This window comes from Rhizobium sp. ZPR4 (genome assembly GCF_040215725.1).
Lineage (GTDB): Bacteria > Pseudomonadota > Alphaproteobacteria > Rhizobiales > Rhizobiaceae > Rhizobium > Rhizobium rhizogenes_D.
The window spans coordinates 124041-138826 of record NZ_CP157972.1 but is presented as its reverse complement, the minus strand read 5'-3'; the positions used below and the strand labels follow the sequence as shown (position 1 = coordinate 138826).

Below are 14786 nucleotides of genomic sequence, written 5' to 3'. Positions count from 1 at the left end.
CTCTTCAGCCAAACAGGTCGCTTTGATGCGCCTTCGGTGCCGCTGCTGCGGCAGACTCGATGGCGCTCCAGCTGGTTATGATTTCGTTGTAGGCGCGGGCATCTTCGGCCCAACCTGCGCGCTCGCAAAGCGTATAGAGTCGGTAGGCAAGTTGCCGGGTCGGTTCGGCCTTACCGACAATCGCTGCAAGAATCCCACCGGCGCCGCTCTCACCTTCCGTTTTGAACACGCGGATCAATTGATGTAGCGCCTCCCAAATCGGCAGGCGCCCGTCCTTATCTGGGACCCAATCGGGATCATATTCTTTCCAGCGTTTGAGTCTGACAATCGAACTACCGGACTCGATCACACCCGATTTCTTTACGCCATCAACGCTGGTGCCCTTGGCGCGGGCAAGCGTGTCGGCTTCACCAAACCGGCCCTCCTTCCAGCCATATTGCTCGAACCAATGTAGGCAGAACTGCGTATCATGATCGAAGTCATCTTCGGCGAGGAAGCGGTTAATGAGGCGAAGGGCCATTTGCACGGTCATCGCGGTACCATCTGCCTTAAGCACGGCGGCATATTTGGAGAATACCGCCATGCCAGGACCAATGATTGCCTGCGACAGGTCGACCGGCGCGACCGGAGAGCGATCTTCGCCCGAGCCGCGCGTCATTTCGTCAAGTGCCTCGGGAAGAACCCTGTTCAGCTCGCGCTGAAAATCGCGCTGGGAAATAGTTCCAGCCGTTGCCGGACGCGGGCGGCAAACAAGAACGATACTGGATGCGAGAGCGTTTGTTCCTTTCGCGATGATGCGACCAGCTCCTTCAGTCCGTACAGGCCAAGTGCCAGTCAACGCAAAACCCGAACGGATGACAGCATCCAAGAACGTCTCCCAACCTGTACTGGACGTTCCCTGCGAAGTCTGCGTCTCCGACTGCTTAAATGCATAGTAAATTGTCACCGGAGTCGATGGATGAGCCTGCGTGGCGAGTCGGTGCATCACCTCCGTCATGCCCTCCAAGAAAAATCTCTCAGCTTTTGCTTTTCCTCCGTGTCTGTATTGGTCTGCAACCAATTCTTCTGCCTTCGGCACTGACAGGGTTGCAAATAAATCCGGAAACACTGGCCGCAGAGAGCGCCGTAACCACACATAAAAGAAGTCCGACAAATCCGCATAGCCGATGTTGTCGTAATATGGTGGGTCAGTCGATATTACCTTACCTAGAGAGATGCTTTGTGAAGCTGCATTGTCCTGAATGACGACGCCGCGGCCGGACGCGGGCAGGAACTCAATGGCCATAGCCCCCTTATCGATGGCGGTGAGAAGGCTACCACCTGCGTCGGTGAATGGATTAGACTCGGCGAAGTCCCATGTCATAGGGATAGCTTGCCTTGCAAAAGTCTCTCTGAAGGCCCCTCGATCACTCATCCACGAAGCAATAGAGGAACTGATGTTCGCAACTTTTGAAACCGCGAAAGCGAGATAGATGGCAACCGCTTCCGAATATGCCTTAGGGCCGCCGCCACCAGAACTGAGACTTCGAACATCATCTGGTAAGCTCGCCGACGCATCACATTCGGCCTTTTCTTGGCATTCCCCAATCAGGTCGCTCAATGTTGTCAAAGTGACGAGTTGGCGTGAAGTGAAGATATCTCCGTAAGTTGCCAGGCCATAGAGCGGCGGTGAAAACCAACGCGGGTTCTTTGGCATCGGTGTATCAGGCTTCCACACCGGCGAAGCCTTCCTGGACGCTTCTTCATGCAGTTCGTTCGGCGAGAGGTAGATGCGTCCACGCGGAGTTTCGACAACTATTGCCATGAGCTGAGTGCCCATGCGCCCAGCGTTCGCCTCTGCATAGATGTAGTTCGGCTCAATCGCCGTCCCGGAGATAAGGCACCGGAAGTTAGCGCCACGGGATAGCTTTGTCCCATCATTTGCTGCGGCCGGAGGCCTGCCGGTTCTCACAATGAACCGAAACTGGTCGCCATCGATTACAGGATCGACGTAAGCTTCCTTTCCCGTCTTGCTTGATAGGACAAAAGTCGATGCCAACGGAACCGCCACATGACGAAACGCGGGGTTCGGGCTGTTCACCGTGCGAGCCCAGAGATAGGCAATAACATTTAGTTGCTGGCCGATGAGCGGCTTAAGGTCGGGTCGATCTTCCGCCATTCCTCCTGTTATCTCGACGGGCGGATACAGATGTCGGGTTCGCTTTTCCGCCTCGTCACGCACCCATTGCCCATAGTAACGAATATCTTCGGCGAGCCCCTGCGCTCCTTCCCACTGTTTGCTCCAAGCATCACGGCTGCTCCCCGCCGCCGGGTTCACTGGTGGACGCCCAGCGAACTTTGGTGGGATTTCGATCATTGCTTTGTTGATGAGGACGGCGACTGGATTGAGATCGGACGCGTAGGATTCGAACCCGAGGCGCTGTGCCTCAAGCGGGAGCGCCCCGCCGCCCGCGAAGGGGTCGTGGAAGGCTGGCAATTTTTCGGGATCGAACAACTCGGCAGCTTGTGGATGATCCTTGTTGAGTTCGCAGGTTTCACGCCAGGATTTGCGAATTTCGGCCCGCGCTTTTACCAGCACTGCCTCCTTGGTAGTGTTCTCCCACCGCACTAGGTCTTTGATAATGGCGAAGAGTCGGTTCCTGCTCGCCGCCCAACTCGCCTTGATATTGTTCGGCGGAATCTTGCCCGGATGCTCAAGCTCCCATTTCCACGACGGATCGTTGACCATCTGCGCGAAGATCACAGCACGGGCCGCGGCAAGCGGTCGCCGCGCCCACCACAAATGCAGCGTGCTCGGGTGCCCGTGACGGATCGACTTCTCGCGCGCAGCGGCCTCGTTGATCGCATCCAGAGGCAGAGCGACCTCGATCAGCTTTTTCGGGGTTTTCACGGTAGCGGTCATTCCTGTGGTCTTTCTGTCAGTACATGCCTAATGGCCGTATAAAATGGTAGGCCGCGGGCAGCTTGAAGCTCTTCGGCAATCAGTTCGTGAATATCATCATCCGAAAAGCCGTCAGCGACGGCATCGGCAACGTATTTGATGTATCCGACGACAGCGGCTTTGCGCATGTTCCTTAAGCGTCCCCACCGCGGATGCAGAGAAAAAACGCGCAGCGTTTCGTTCGCTTTATGCTGTTGCGGCTGTGACAGGCCGTGCCTTACACTAATCGTGCCATCGGCTCGGAAGGTGAAGAACTGATCCGGATCATCGGAGCAAGGATTGATGAGGTCTGCCACGTCGTACGGGCCAGCACCCGAATCTTTGAAATGACCGCATGAATCCTTCTCGTCGCAAGACCAAAAGAGATTATTCCAGTCGAAGGTGAGAGCGGGATACGTGCTTTTGCGCCGGAAATGCTCAATGTGTTGGCCAAGATTATCGACGCCACCTTCACAATAAGCGCAGCGCCGGCCTTGCAGTGTCTCGAGATGTATTTTGATTTCTGCCCTATCTTGCGACGATACGTTGTCCCAAGTGTCAGCGCCCTGATTGTAGGTTCCAAGGCAAGGCGGCGCTGGTACCGCCGCACGATCAAGGTGTTGCATATCAGGTTCCTTTGCCCTTGTCGTTCCGGAGCCTGAACTGCTGGAAGCGGATTAGCCGGTCGCAATCAACCATGACTTGACTTTTCGGACCGTAGTGCGCGAGCAATCGCTCGCGCAATGCAAGCGCCTCTGCGGCGTCCGCTTTGCCATCCTCTATCAGCGCCCGATAGGTCCTTAAATTGTCCGTTTCCTGAAGTTGCGGAACCGGATCGACATTCATGACGGCGGCGAGAACGTTGGCGCTTTCCACCCCTCGGGTCTGAAACGACGGCGTTTCTATCCGTGCTTCGTCACGGTCGAAGTGGAGTACCCGGACCGATGCCTTGTCAACCGTCGAAAGAACATGCGGGCTGTGCGTGCTGACGATGATCTGTAGGGCGGGGAACGCGGTTTGCAGCAAGCCGACCACCTGCTGCTGCCAGCGGGGATGCAGGTGCATGTCCACTTCATCGACAATGAGAACACCGGGGGTCTCGCTTGCGGCCCGCTCCCTCAGTTGCGGATTGAGGCTGGCGCAGCGGCGCGCAACGTCGGCGACAAGCGCAAGCATGGTGCGAACGCCATCGCTCAGCATGGACAATGGCAGCTCCCCTCGCGTCTCGTGCTTAGCCGTCAGGGTATGAAGCTCGTCATCCCAGCGGAGACTTGACCATCCGGTGGGCTGAAGAACCGTATCGGTGGCAGTTTTAACGCCTTCGATCATCGCAAGGTTGGCTTGCAGGCTCTCCCGGAATGAAGGCGATGCCGTCTGCCTGAAGCGATGCTCAAACCATGCCGAAATGCCCTTGAACGACGATGATGACGTGAGGCAGTCGGCATAGCCGGCGACGCGCTCCCCGACATTGGTGACGGAGGAACGGCGATATTCGGTCCGCCGTTGCTCGCTCCAGAGGCGGCCCGTACCGTAATAGGCGATGAGCGGGAGAACCGCCGTATCGGAGAGGAAGGGCTGCGCAGCCGTTTTCATCGGGCCAAGGTGCCGGAAGCCCGGACGCACTTTGTCGCCATAAGTCCTTATCGCGCTCTTCCACGTCACAGCCTCACCCTGAACGGTGGCTTGCGCGTCATATTCGGTCGGCAGACAGGGGGCCATCCTGCGCCCTTGATCGGGAATCAGGCGCACGTCGCTCCGCTCCATCCGCCAGGCCTTCTCCGGCGGATAGATCGCGTTGACGAAGACCGAGAGAGCAGCTCCGGCGGCGTCGAGCACGGCCGTCTTACCGCTGCCATTCTCCGCGACCAGCACGGTCAGGCCGGAATGGAACGCGACGTCGCAATGAGCGAAGCAACGGAAATTCGTCAGCGATAGCTTGTCGAGGCGCAGCGCGGTCATCTGGCCTCTGCTTTGGCGAGCAGATCGCTCAAACGGAAGTTAATGGACGCGACGCCCCAGCCCGGTTCGCGGTCGAAGGGGCTCGGAATGTAGTGCGGGCCCTCGATGGAGTCGTCCTCGCCGACAATGGCGATCGCCAGCACGAACTTGTCGCCTTGATTGAAGGCGTAAAGCATTTCGTTGCGGGTGATCGTAACGGTGCTTGCGCCCTTCACGCGACCCTTCACCTCGATGTGCTTGGGATCGGGCTGCCTGCCGTCAACGGCCGGGGGATAGGAAGTCAAATCCCAGCCGCATTTTGCGGCCGAGACATCGACAACACGGCAGCCGCGCGCCTCTTCAGCCTGCCGGACGGCCGTTATGGCAAGATGTTCAATACGCGAGCGGGCCGCCGCGTCGGCCGCGAAAGTCGTCGACATAGGATCGACCGGCTCGTCGCCGCGCAGCTTGTCCATCAAGCCCGCCGGCACTATCAGCGCCGCGCCCAACACGACCGGCGTGCCGTTCACAACATGGCGCATGGCCTGAAGCTCTTTCTTCCGATTATCCAGACGGCCCTGAAGGTCGCCAAGCGTGCGCTCGACATTCTGAAGGTTGAGCCGCACGTCCTTTCCGGCCTCGGCATCGTCCTTCAGCTTCATCCAACGGTCCTGCCAGAAGGCGATTTCCTTGCTCAGCCGCTCATGGACGGCGTTCAGCGTCTTCTCCACATGGTCAATGCGCCGCTGCGCGACTTCGCCATAGTGCTCTGGCACCAGCGTCGTCGCGGCGAGGGACAAGGCGCGCGCTTCCTGACCGGAGGATAGCCATGGCGCGTCGAGTACGTCCTTGAGTAAGGGGCGCTCGGCATCCGGCAAAGGCTCAAGGTCGAGATGGGGCGCCCATCCGGCGAAGGTCGCTTGCCCATCCGGGCCAACCCGCACGAATTGCAGGCGCTTCGACAGCACTGTATTGTCGCCGGACTTTATCTCATGCGTCAGCAGGAACAGCAGCGTCGGGTCGAGTCCCTCATCGGACGAGTCAACAAGAAGTGACCCCTGCCTAAGAAGATTGGTGTGCTGCTCCAGGATCATATCCGACATGGCGAGCATGAGCGGATGGCCGGGGTGCATAAGAACGGCGCGCTCGAGCCCCCCCTTGTCGAGCGGCTGGATGGCCTGACGCTCAAAGCAAATGCGGCTGTAACGCCGCAAGACCGGTTCATGGTCGCGCCGGTTCCGGCCCGTCAGGCGGCGGTCACGCTCGCGGATCGTCGATGGAACATGGCTTATCTCGTAACGGCCGGACTCGCGTGGATGCGCCGTGCCGCCAAGCGCGTCGAGGGCCTTGGAGAAGAAAGCTCGGACGAAGTATGGCTGAAGCCGCCGGGCCTCCGCCTTCTCCATTTCCTCCTTTACCGCGAACAGGCGCTCAGGACTCATGGTTTCCTGAGCGAGCGCGTTGCGATTCAAGAGGGATTTCAGATGGTCGTGGTCGAGCGCCCTATCGATCTTCTGGGTGAGACGGGCGCGGACATCCGGGCGATCACCGTAACGGATCGCCTCTAGCAGAAGATCCTTCAGGCTTGTTTCCTCGAAGACCTCTCCGAGAATATCGAACACGCGTCCATGCAGGGCTTGGCTCTCGACCTCAAGCTTGAGCAGCAGGCGGTGATAGACATCGCCCTCGCGGGTTTCCTTGGCAACTAGATTCCACAGATGGCAAACCTCGGTCTGACCGATGCGGTGAATCCGGCCAAACCGCTGCTCCAGCCGATTCGGGTTCCAAGGGAGGTCATAATTGACCATGAGGTTGGCGTTCTGAAGGTTGACACCTTCGCCTGCCGCATCGGTCGCCACTAGCACGCGGACGTCGGGGTCGGAGCGGAAGAGCGCCTGAAGGCGGCGGCGCTCGTCGCGGTGTGTGCCGCCGTGGATCGTCACGATGGCGTCGGGATTGCCGAGCACGCCGGCAATCCGCGCCTGAAGGTAGTTTAAGGTGTCACGGTGCTCGGAAAAGATGATGATCTTGCGCTGACGGCCGGAGGCGTCGCGCATTTCGGGATTGTTCTGAAGGATTCTCGACAGTTCATCCCATTTGCGGTCCTGCCCGGAGGCGACGACAGCTTTTGCCTGCTCCTCCAGCCCCTTCAGGATAATGATCTCGGCTTCAAGCTCCGCGACCGTTTTGGCGGCGGTCGCGTCGTCGATGAGGTTTTCTTCGAGAGACTCCTGCTCCTCGGCGCTGAGGTCGTCTTCATCCTCCGGCGCGGTGGCATAGGTTTCGGCGAGGTCGTGTCTCCCCTTGATTCCAAGCTTCTCGTCGCGCAGCCGGTTCTCCAGCCGCTCGCGGCGGCGCTTCAGAGACTGGAAGATCGCTTCAGGGCTTGAAGCAAGCCGTCGTTGCAACGCGGTGAGGGCAAAGCCAACCGAACCTTTGCGGGCGCCTTCGAGCTGGTCGGCCTTGCCCATCTCCGTTTGCACGTAGTTGGTAACGGCGTCGTACAAGGCGGCTTCGATCGGCGAGAGTTCATAGTTGACGGTATACGCCTTGCGCTCTGGGAAGAGCGGCGTGCCGTCGAATTTGACCAGCTCTTCCTTTACCATGCGACGCATCAGGTCTGAGGCATCGACTTTGTGCACGCCGTCGCGAAACTTGCCGTAGAAGCGGTCGGAGTCGAGTAACGAAAGGAAGAGCTGAAAGTCCTCCTCCTTCCCGTTGTGGGGTGTCGCCGTCATCAACAGCAGATGCCGGACATGAGCACCCAGCTTTTCGGCGAAGCGGAAGCGGCCTGTCTTTTCCAGTTTCGAGCCGAAATAGTGGGCTGAAAGCTTATGCGCTTCGTCGAAAACAGCGAGGTCCCAGCCCGGAGCGCATAGTTTGTCTTGAAGCTCCTCGTTACGGGAAATCTGGTCGAGTCGGACAATGAGGCGGGGATAGTCGTCGAACGGATTCCCGCTCGGCGAGGTCTGCTCGAGAAGGGGAGAATAGACGTGAAACTCCAGCCCGAATTTCTCGTAAAGCTCGTCTCGCCACTGCTCGACCAAGCTGCCGGGGGCGACAATTAGGATGCGATGCGAATCCGCACGCATAATGAGTTCGCGGATGTAAAGCCCGGCCATGATTGTCTTGCCGGCGCCGGGATCGTCGGCGAGGACAAACCGCAGGGGCTGCCGAGGCAGAAGTGATTCATATACGGCGGTGATCTGGTGCGGCAATGGCTCAACATTCGAGCTGTGGACCGCCATCATCGGATCGAAGAGGAAAGCAAGATCAATCCGCTTAGCCTCGCACACAAGCTGGAATATCGCACCATCCCCAGCGAAAGAGAACGGCCGCTCGACAGTGGCGACATCGACGGAAGGCTCGTCTCCGCGACTGAGGAAACGTTCCTTCATGCTGCCTTCCGGGGTCCGGTAGATAAGCTGCACGGCACCCTCACCAAGGGGAACTGTCGCGACAACGGTCACGATTTGGGACGGCTCGATCCCAGACAAACTCTGGCCGGCAGTAATGTCTTCAAGCTTCATTTGGTCGCCGGCTTTCGTACGTGAGGAGCCCGCCTGGGGAGCGGATAGCTGGGCAGATCATAGCGATACAATCTGTTGCGAGGATTTTCCCTTGTAGGGTGAGACGTCGATGTCTTCGGCTTTCTTACGTGCCACAGCGATGTCAAAGCTATTCTGCATCCGCATCAGGGTCTCCATTGCGACGCCGAAAGCCTTCCCAATCCGAATTGCCATCTCAGGCGAAAGATCGGCGCGCTCGTTGAGAAGTGCGGATAGGGCAGCTCGCGTGACACCGAGAACGTCGGCCGCAGCGGTTACCGTCAGGCCGAGCGGCTCGATAACATCGGTCTTTACGAACCTGCCGGGATGAACAGGAGCACGGATGACGTCGCTTTTGGTTCTCCTCATGGCTTAATTATCTCCAGATCGATTGTCTTTCAGTACCGCAAAACCAAATGCGCCGTGCGTTACACTTTCTCGCGCGACTCCAATACACCGCATCACATTCCGAATTTTCATTCTTTCGGATATCGGAGGATGTCGCATAGCGTCAAGCGACACTTTACATATCCCCAGCTTGCGCCGCCCTCCCTGCAAAGCCAAACCACTAGGTCTTCCATGGGGTTGTACATGATTGAAAAGCTCCACTGGACAGCATCAAAAGGCAAAGACGGCCTAATGAAGATGACTACTTCGCTACTGACGAAACTCCCTAAACGTTTTCTGGTGGTGGTCGTGTCTCACGCCTCTTTTTCAGTCTGTGTCATCCCATGCGATGCGCGCTTCTGTCGGATCGAAATATTTCATAAAGCCCCTCAAGAGTTATCCTACCCGAGAACGAAACCGCGCCCGACAACTTGCAGGTGAGAATGTATCCGTCTGGCTCAATAGGGTGGCTGGGATCTGCCTAGCTCATTCGAATAAGCCACGTGGCCAATCACGAGGCCTCCCGGCTCCCGCGCAAGGAGCGCCCATGCATGCCAGGGTCTGCGACCGCGTCGGGTCGAACGGACGCTCGCGAAAACGCGCTTGCTCGTATTGCCTTCCGCATAGAAGGAAAGTGTCGGCACATGAAATGTCCAAACTTTCGCGGCTCAATGGCTGGCCTGCATGCCCCTTTGTCAACACTTCACCTACAGCCTCACGACTGCCCGCGCATGACTCGGGGCCGATGTGGATCGCTACTCCTTCATCGCAATGGACTTGCACCATCTACTCCTTGCCGGTTTGCGCCGGCGTTCCCATCGATTTTGCCCCAGTTAGTACGCGGGGCAGAAAGGGTGGCGCCGCGAACGTTTTCGAGATGACGAAGACGAACGCTCAGTTAGCTGTGCATAAGCAGCAGCCTTGAATCCGATGGCTGTCATGGCCGATTCCGCCAGCGAGCAAATCATGATTCCTTCTTGCTATGGGGAAGAAGCCACTACCGTCCGTTGAGCATGTTGAGACGCTGTCGCTGGTGGCGATGCGTCGGCTTGTCGGCGGGCTCGTCGAAGAGCTACATGCGTTGAAGGCCGAGGTCACACTGCGATCCGAGAGCGAGGCCTTGCGGCAGGACAATACCGAACTCCGATTGGAAAATGCCCGCCTGAAGGTCGAGAACCAGCAACTGCGTGACGAGATCGCGCGGCTGAAGAAACTACCGCCACGTCCACCATTTCGACCATCGGGTATGGACAAGGCAACAGGTTCTGCTGAGGACGACGCGAAGGATGATCGAACTCCGGGTAAGCTGCCGCGGGGCTCTAAGCGCGACAAGAACCGGATCACCCGCACTGTGACGCTGACAGTCGATGTACCCGAAGGCTCACGCTTCAAAGGATACAAGAACTTTTTGGTCCGTGACCTGATTCTGTCGGCGGAGCTCGTAAACTATCGCCGGGAACGCTGGCTGACGCCCCAGGGCAAACTGATTACCGCCCCTTTGCCAGACGGGGTTGCCGGTGGTTTTGGTCGCAATTTGCGTCGGATCTGTCTGGCACTCCATGCGCAGGGACAGGTTACGACGCCCAGGCTGACGGAGATGCTCAACAGCGTCGGCGTCGAGATCTCGAAACGGCAGGTCGTGCGGCTGCTGACCACGCATCTCGATCCGTTTATCATTGAAGACAGCGCGGTTCTGCATGCCGGGCTTGTTTCAGCACCCTTTATCACCGTCGATGACACCGGTGCCCGCCATATCAGGCGCAACGCCTACACCACCCAGATCGGCGGCGAGCGCTTTTCCACCTTCCGCACCGGCTTTTCCAAATCGCGGCTCAACTTCCTGTCCATCCTGAAAGCTGGCCATCAGGACTATGTCCTGAATGACGAAGCGATGCACTGGCTGCGAACACAGGGTTTTGTCGAGCAGGCGATCATGGAGAAGCTCCAGAGCAGATCCGCCATTATCTTTGCCGATCAGGTTGCTTTCCTGGAGCATCTGACCAGTAGAGGGATCGATATCTTCGATCGACAGCTGATGCGTCTGCTGGTCGAAGCCGCCAGCTGGGGCACGATCCGCCATCATGGCCTGCTCGGCAATACCATCATTGTCTCCGACGATGCCGGCCAGTTCCGCGTCGGCAATCACGCTTTGTGCTGGATCCATTGCGAGCGCCTGTTGCAAAAGCTGATGCCGGCAAAGCGACGAGAGGTGCGATGCGTCGAATTGATCCGTGACCTCGTCTGGCGCTTCTACACGGCGCTCAAGGTCTGGAAGCAAAAGCCATCACCGCAGGCAGCCTATGCATTCCGACGCAGGTTCGATCGCATCTTCACCCTGCGCACCGGCTATGACGCCCTCGACAAGTTGCTCGTGCGCTTGCATCGGCGGCAACAGGAGCTTCTCAAAGTCCTCGAACATCCCGAGATTCCGCTGCACACCAACGCCTCGGAGAACGACCTGCGCAGCTTCATCACCAAGCGAAAGATCTCCGGTGGGACCATGAGCCTTGATGGGCGTATCACTCGCGACGTCATGCTAGGCTTACTGAAGACCTGCCAGAAGCTCGACATCTCATTCTATACTTATCTTGGCGACCGCCTCGGCCTTGCGGACGCTGGATCAAAGATCCCGCCGCTGGCTGACTTGGTGAAGTCGCCTGTCTGACGCTGCATTTGCTGACGAAACCAAGCAGCCAGATCAGGCTTGTCTCCTAGCTAACTCGTCAATCCGTTGACAGAACTCGTCCTTGGCCTGGGAATAAGAAAGGGTATCAGAAACAAAGCGTTCAGCCAGCTCGCGCTTTAGAGCTTCGTAGGCTCGTGCTTCTTCCGGATGAGACCTGAGATAATCACGAAAGCGAAGATGTCGTCCGTATTCCGGATGGCTCTCCACCCACATGTGAACATGATGCGTATGCGGTGTTCCCTTCCGATAGTAGTGACGTCCAGGGATGCCGCCGTCACCGCGATACTCATAGCCCAATTGATGCATTGCTTCAACGCAAGCTCTGCCGTCGTCATCGCAACGTAGGCCGACCAAAATGTCTATAATCGGTTTGGCAGCAATCCCTGGAATAGACGTGCTGCCGACGTGGTGAATGGCCCTGAACCATCCGATATCTGCTCTTTGCAGAGCGGTCCGTTCCCTCTCAAATAGATCGGTCCAGATCGGGTCATAGGGGGTGAGAACTATCGGCGGTTTCATACGCTAAGCCTATCAAGGCTCTGCAACAATTACGAGACGCCGTGGCCTTATGACTGCTTCCGAAGATGTTCCCCTCGAGCCACCAGTTGGCTGCCACCCCTTTTGCTCCGCGTACCCCCAGTTACCCGCAAATGTAAGTGGGGCAGATTTGTTGGCGCGGCAGACGTTGCAGCGTCGGAAATATCCCCTATTGTTCTCTCGGTGAACCGTTGAGAAGTTGACACCGCTATGCGAATTTTCGTTTTGCTGATGGGTTTTCCTGGCGTCGGAAAACTGACAATCGCCAATGAATTGAGCACCCTCGTTTCCGCAAAAGTCATTGATAACCATTGGTTCAATAACCCCATATTCCGCCTCTTGGACGACGACGGGACCACGCCTCTTCCAAAAGGGATATCGGAATACACCGGGAGAATCCGGCAGGTGGTCCTGGACGCAATTGTTGCGTACAGCCCTCCCTCGGCGAATTACATCTTCACGCAGGCCCTTACCGAAGATGACGAACGTAGTGTTCGCACCTTTCAACAGATCGCCAATGCCGCGCAGCAGCGCGAGGCTCTGATGGTACCTGTCAGATTGCTTTGCGATGAAGAAGAACTAGTGCGCCGCGTCTCCACGCCTACACGTCGGGATCGGCTAAAGTCGATCGACACACGAGCTTCCAGAGAGAGAAGCAGTAAAGCTCGAGTCCTCAAGCCTCTACATCCGTTTATCCTGGATTTAGACGTCACTTCCAAAACGGTGGAGGCTAGTGCGGTCGCAATTCAGCAACATATTTCCCGAGTGATTGCCGGCGACTTTGGTTCACCGCCCACAGTAGATGCGGTCAACTTGTCATAGATCCGATCTGCTTTCGTGACCGTGTTCCGCCCGACCGGTTCCAGACAAGCGTAAACAAAAGAATGCTCTATGGGCAGATTATCAGCCATGGGGGATTCCGCTGGCAGCGCAAATCATGATTCAATCCGGGGATGGCAAAGAGACCGCTTCCCTCTGTCGAGTATGTCGAAACTCTGTCCCTTGTGGCGATGCGCCGGCTCGTTGGCGGGCTCGTCGAGGAATTGCACGCGCTCAAGGCCGAGGTCGCGGTACTGCGGTCCGAGAACGCAGTGCTTCGCGAGGAAAACGCAGAGCTGCGCCTAGAAAACACCCGCCTCAAGGTCGAGAACCAGCAGCTGCGCGATGAGATCGCCCGACTGAAGAGTCTGCCGCCGCGCCCGCCGTTTCGGCCGTCCGGCATGGACAAGGCAACCGATATCAAATCCGGCGACAAACCGGCGAGCAAGAAGAAGCCACGCGGCCCGAAGCTCGATGTGAAGCGGGTCAGCCGGGAGGTGATCTTGCAAGCCAATGTTCCGGCCGGCTCACGGTTCAAAGGCTACAAAAGTTGTTTTGTCCGGGAATTGGTGCTGTCGGCCGAGGTCGTGCATTATCGCCGTGAATGTTGGGTAACACCGGACGGTAAGACCACGCTGGCGCCTCTTCCCGCCGGGATTATGGGCGGCTTCGGTGTGCACTTGAGGCGCCTTTGCCTGATGCTGCACGCTCAGGGACAAGTGACGACTGGGCGGCTGACGACATTGCTGAACGATATCGGCATCGACATTTCCAAGCGCCAGGTGGTGCGCCTTTTGACCAAGGGGCTGGACGAGTTTGTCGCCGAGGATGCGGCGGTGCTGCATGCAGGCCTGGTGTCGTCCTCCTACATTACAGTCGACGACACTGGTGCCCGCCACGCTCATTCCAACTTGTATACCACCCAGATCGGCAGTGAGCGCTTTGCGGTCTTCCGCACCACGAAGTCGAAATCGCGGCTGAACTTTCTGTCGCTGCTGCGCGGCAATTATCGAGACTATGTCCTCAACGATGCCGCGTTCGATTATCTGGAAGGCCGCCGCGCCGATCCAGGCCTTGCTGCCAGACTGCACTCATTCGAGCCGCAACACTTCTGTAATGAAGTGCCATTTTTGGAGCGTCTGGCCAGCAAAGGTGTCGAGATCTTCGACAGGCAAGGGGTTGGTTTGCTGGCCGAAGCCGGACTTTGGAGCTGTATCCGTTATCATGGTCTTGTCGGCGACATGGTCATCGTCTCCGACGACGCCGGCCAGTTCCGGGTTGGCAATCACGCCCTATGCTGGGTCCATTGCGAGCGTCTTCTGCAAAAGTTGATGCCTGCCAAGGCGAAAGAGGCGCGATCGGTTGCACTGGTTCGCGATCTCGTCTGGCGATTTTACAAGGCTCTAAAGATCTGGAAACAGAAGCCCTCCCCGCAGGCAATTCCGGCCTTCCGCCGACGGTTCGACCAGATCTTTAGCCTGCGCACTGGCTATGACACGCTCGACGCATTGCTGGTGCGGCTGCACCGTCGAAAAGATGAGCTGCTGCGCGTACTCGAGCGGCCGGAAATCCCGCTCAACACCAATGCATCGGAGAACGACCTGCGCAGCTTCGTCACCAAGCGAAAAATCTCCGGCGGAACGATGAGCCGCGACGGTCGTGTTGCTCGCGACACCATGCTCGGCCTGATGAAGACGTGCCAAAAGCTTGGTCTGTCTTTCTATCACTATCTCGGCGATCGGCTTGGCGTCCGCGGCAAAGTGATCTCACCTCTGGCGGGTCTTGTTGCGGCAAAAGCCTGAGCCCTCAAAATATCTGATAGATGTGATCGCGACTTCGCCCAATGTTTCGATCGAGACTACTTCATCTGCCTGCTCGAATCCGACAATGCATGGCCTTCGAACTGGGGGGATTGAGAATGGATTTGGTTGAGGCAGTTAGCGTCGTTGAC

At 57.7% G+C, this 14786-nt stretch carries 9 protein-coding genes; 3 read left to right on the top strand and 6 right to left on the bottom strand.

The window, feature by feature from the left end:
• Positions 1-4: 4 nt before the first annotated feature.
• Genes ABOK31_RS35870 through ABOK31_RS35850 form a run of 5 tightly spaced genes read right to left on the bottom strand, consistent with a single transcriptional unit; the run spans position 5 to position 8775 of the window.
• Positions 5-2902 (bottom strand): DUF1156 domain-containing protein, encoded by a 2898-nt coding sequence (locus ABOK31_RS35870; RefSeq protein ID WP_349963468.1) that lies wholly within the window; start codon positions 2900-2902, stop codon positions 5-7.
• A complete protein-coding gene (gene ptuB / locus ABOK31_RS35865) occupies positions 2899-3546 on the bottom strand; it encodes a retron Ec78 anti-phage system effector HNH endonuclease PtuB (RefSeq protein WP_349963466.1) in 648 nt (215 codons plus the stop codon). The genes ABOK31_RS35870 and ptuB overlap by 4 nt, the downstream gene beginning before the upstream one ends.
• Position 3547: 1 nt before the next feature.
• The gene (locus ABOK31_RS35860; RefSeq protein ID WP_349963464.1) at positions 3548-4879 is read right to left on the bottom strand and encodes an AAA family ATPase; all 1332 of its coding nucleotides are present in this window, start codon (positions 4877-4879) and stop codon (positions 3548-3550) included.
• Complete coding sequence (locus tag ABOK31_RS35855; protein WP_349963463.1) at positions 4876-8388, bottom strand: helicase-related protein; 3513 nt, start codon at positions 8386-8388, stop codon at positions 4876-4878. The genes ABOK31_RS35860 and ABOK31_RS35855 overlap by 4 nt, the downstream gene beginning before the upstream one ends.
• A gap of 57 nt (positions 8389-8445) precedes the next feature.
• Positions 8446-8775, bottom strand: coding sequence for a HigA family addiction module antitoxin (locus ABOK31_RS35850; protein ID WP_349963461.1), 330 nt, complete (start codon positions 8773-8775; stop codon positions 8446-8448).
• A gap of 1000 nt (positions 8776-9775) precedes the next feature.
• On the opposite strand from ABOK31_RS35850, the gene ABOK31_RS35845 reads away from it, so the two are divergent.
• Positions 9776-11458, top strand: coding sequence for a transposase (locus tag ABOK31_RS35845; RefSeq protein WP_349963459.1), 1683 nt, complete (start codon positions 9776-9778; stop codon positions 11456-11458).
• 33 nt (positions 11459-11491) lie between these two features.
• On the opposite strand, the gene ABOK31_RS35840 is transcribed toward ABOK31_RS35845, so the two are convergent.
• A complete protein-coding gene (locus tag ABOK31_RS35840) occupies positions 11492-11998 on the bottom strand; it encodes a GrpB family protein (protein WP_349963458.1) in 507 nt (168 codons plus the stop codon).
• A 228-nt stretch (positions 11999-12226) separates the two neighbouring features.
• Here ABOK31_RS35840 and ABOK31_RS35835 point away from each other — a divergent pair, with 228 nt between their 5' ends.
• Together ABOK31_RS35835 and ABOK31_RS35830 are read left to right on the top strand one after the other, a co-directional pair.
• On the top strand, positions 12227-12838 hold the full coding sequence (locus ABOK31_RS35835) for a chloramphenicol phosphotransferase (RefSeq protein ID WP_349963456.1): 612 nt from the start codon (positions 12227-12229) through the stop codon (positions 12836-12838).
• 131 nt (positions 12839-12969) lie between these two features.
• On the top strand, positions 12970-14637 hold the full coding sequence (locus ABOK31_RS35830) for a transposase (RefSeq protein WP_349963455.1): 1668 nt from the start codon (positions 12970-12972) through the stop codon (positions 14635-14637).
• The last annotated feature ends 149 nt before the right edge of the window (positions 14638-14786 follow it).

What these genes read in the sequence shown, in the direction of transcription:
- ABOK31_RS35870 (WP_349963468.1), bottom strand. Translation starts at nt 2,902, where the DNA reads ATGACCGCTACCGTGAAAACCCCGAAAAAGCTGATCGAGGTCGCTCTG.
- ptuB (WP_349963466.1), bottom strand. Translation starts at nt 3,546, where the DNA reads ATGCAACACCTTGATCGTGCGGCGGTACCAGCGCCGCCTTGCCTTGGA.
- ABOK31_RS35860 (WP_349963464.1), bottom strand. Translation starts at nt 4,879, where the DNA reads ATGACCGCGCTGCGCCTCGACAAGCTATCGCTGACGAATTTCCGTTGC.
- ABOK31_RS35855 (WP_349963463.1), bottom strand. Translation starts at nt 8,388, where the DNA reads ATGAAGCTTGAAGACATTACTGCCGGCCAGAGTTTGTCTGGGATCGAG.
- ABOK31_RS35850 (WP_349963461.1), bottom strand. Translation starts at nt 8,775, where the DNA reads ATGAGGAGAACCAAAAGCGACGTCATCCGTGCTCCTGTTCATCCCGGC.
- ABOK31_RS35845 (WP_349963459.1), top strand. Translation starts at nt 9,776, where the DNA reads ATGGGGAAGAAGCCACTACCGTCCGTTGAGCATGTTGAGACGCTGTCG.
- ABOK31_RS35840 (WP_349963458.1), bottom strand. Translation starts at nt 11,998, where the DNA reads ATGAAACCGCCGATAGTTCTCACCCCCTATGACCCGATCTGGACCGAT.
- ABOK31_RS35835 (WP_349963456.1), top strand. Translation starts at nt 12,227, where the DNA reads ATGCGAATTTTCGTTTTGCTGATGGGTTTTCCTGGCGTCGGAAAACTG.
- ABOK31_RS35830 (WP_349963455.1), top strand. Translation starts at nt 12,970, where the DNA reads ATGGCAAAGAGACCGCTTCCCTCTGTCGAGTATGTCGAAACTCTGTCC.